Source organism: Actinosynnema sp. (genome assembly GCF_052038725.1).
In genome coordinates this window covers 1-2,270 of record NZ_JBQGCX010000939.1, presented here as the reverse complement: position 1 = coordinate 2,270, position 2,270 = coordinate 1, and the positions used below count along the sequence as shown (strand labels likewise).

The window sequence follows — 2,270 nt, the reverse complement described above, 5'->3', positions numbered from 1 at the left end:
AGTAGCCGATCGCGTTGAGCGCGCGGAAGCACTCCTCCCACGGCACGTCGCCGTGGCCGGTGGACACGAAGTCCCAGCCGCGACGGGGGTCGGCCCAGGCCAGGTGCGAGCCGAGGCGGCCGTTGCGGCCGTCGAAGCGCTTCTTCGTGTCCTTGCAGTCCACGTGGTAAATCCGGTCGGCGAAGTCCAGGATGAAGCCGACCGGGTCCAGGTCCTGCCACACGAAGTGCGACGGGTCCCAGTTGATGCCGAACGCGGGGCGGTTGCCCAGGGCGTCCAGGGCGCGCTTGGTGGTCCAGTAGTCGTAGGCGATCTCGGACGGGTGAACCTCGTGCGCGAACCGCACGCCCACCTCGTCGAAGACGTCCAGGATCGGGTTCCAGCGGTCGGCGAAGTCCTGGTAGCCGTCGTCGATGACCGCCTGCGACACCGGCGGGAACATCGCCACGTACTTCCAGATCTTCGACCCGGTGAACCCGACGACCGTGTCCACGCCCAGCTTCGCGGCGGCGCGCGCGGCGTCGGCCATGTGCGCGGCGGCCCGCTGCCGCACGCCCTCGGGCTCCCCGTCGCCCCACACCGAGGCCGGGATGATCGCCTTGTGGCGCTCGTCGATCGGGTCGTCGCAGATGGCCTGCCCGACCAGGTGGTTGGAGATGGCCCAGACCTTCAGCCCGTGCTTCTCCAGCACCGCCAGCTTGGCCGGGACGTAGTCGTCGTCGGCGAGCGCCTTGTCGACCTCGAAGTGGTCGCCGGAGCAGGCGATCTCCAGGCCGTCGTACCCCCAGCTCGACGCCAGGCGGCAGACCTCCTCGAAGGGCAGGTCGGCCCACTGGCCGGTGAACAGCGTGACGGGTCGGCTCATCGTGGTGTTCCGTTCCGTTCTGTCGGCGTTGTCAGACGGCTTGCTGGAGGCGGTCAGATCGCGGTCCAGGCGGACCCGGAGCCCGCGCTGGTCTGGACGGCGTCAAGGACCCGCTGCACGCGCAGCCCGTCCGCGAAGCCGGGGTGCGGGTCGACGCCGGTCCCGATGGCGCTGAGCAGGTCGGCGACCTCGTGCGTGAAGGTGTGCTCGTACCCGAGCAGGTGCCCCGGCGGCCACCACCCCTCGAGGTAGGGGTGACCGGGCTCGGTGACCAAAACCCGCCGGAACCCGGAGTCGGGCCCCGCGTCGGTGAAGACGGACAGCTCGTTCATCGACTCGAAGTCGAACGCGAGACTCCCCTTGGACCCGTTGACCTCGATGCGCATGGCGTTCTTGCGCCCGAGCGCGTACCGAGTGGCCTCGAACGTCCCCACGGCCCCGTTGTCGAACCTCGCGAGGAACAGCGCCGCGTCATCCACGGTCACCTCGTCCCGCCCCCCGCGCTCGTCCGGCCGCTCCTTCACGAACGTCTCGGTGAGCGCGGAAACCCCGGTGACCAGCCCACCGGTGACGAACTGCGCAGCGTCCACGATGTGCGCCCCGAGGTCCCCCAGCGCCCCGGACCCCGCAGTCTCCTTCCGCAACCGCCAGGTCATGGGCGACTCGGCGTCGGACAGCCAGTCCTGGAGGTACACGGCCCGAACGTGCCGCACCTCCCCGATCTCCCCGTCGGCGACCAGCTTGCGCGCCAGCGAAAGAGCCGGAACCCGCCGGTAGTTGAAGGCCACCATCGCCTTCACCCCACGCGCGGCAGCCCGCTCGGCAGCGGCAACCATCCGCTCGGCTTCCTCGACGCTGTTGGCCAACGGCTTCTCGCACAACACGTGCTTGCCCGCGTCAAGGGCGGCGATGGCGATGTCCGCATGACTGTCCCCAGGCGTGCAGACATCAACAATCCCGATGTCCTCCCGCGCAACAAGCGCCCGCCAGTCAGTCTCAACCTCACGCCACCCGTACTTGTCAGCAGAGGCACGAGTGCGAACAGCGTCCCGCCCGCAGAGCACGGCGAGGTCAGGCACAAGCGGCACGTCGAAGAAGTGCCCAACGGTCCGCCAGGCCTGAGAGTGCACCGCCCCCATGAACGCGTGCCCAACCAACCCCACACCGATCCGCTCACCCGATCGCGTCATCGCCACCCCTCACCCAGCCCAAACCAGCCCGAACCAGTCCAAAAGGGGCCAACTCACACGACCGCCACCCGAGATTGGGCCAGATGCCGCAGTAAGCTCCCCCAACTTTTGCTGATTCTCGACAAAAGTCCCCCAAAGCGCAACGCCTGACGACCAACGCCCGACGACCGACGACCAACGCCCGACGACCAACGAGAGATGACCTCCTCGCGGGC

Annotated in this window: 2 protein-coding genes; both read right to left on the bottom strand. The window is 68.8% G+C overall.

The window, feature by feature from the left end; genetic code table 11:
* The coding region (locus tag ACTUAL_RS19885; RefSeq protein WP_440901303.1) for a sugar phosphate isomerase/epimerase family protein at window positions 1–865 on the bottom strand (865 nt) is incomplete at its 3' end.
* Between the two features lie 53 nt (window positions 866–918).
* A complete protein-coding gene (locus ACTUAL_RS19880) occupies window positions 919–2,055 on the bottom strand; it encodes a Gfo/Idh/MocA family protein (RefSeq protein ID WP_440901302.1) in 1,137 nt (378 codons plus the stop codon).
* Window positions 2,056–2,270: the final 215 nt, after the last annotated feature.

What these genes read in the sequence shown, in the direction of transcription:
- ACTUAL_RS19880 (WP_440901302.1), bottom strand. Translation starts at nt 2,055, where the DNA reads ATGACGCGATCGGGTGAGCGGATCGGTGTGGGGTTGGTTGGGCACGCG.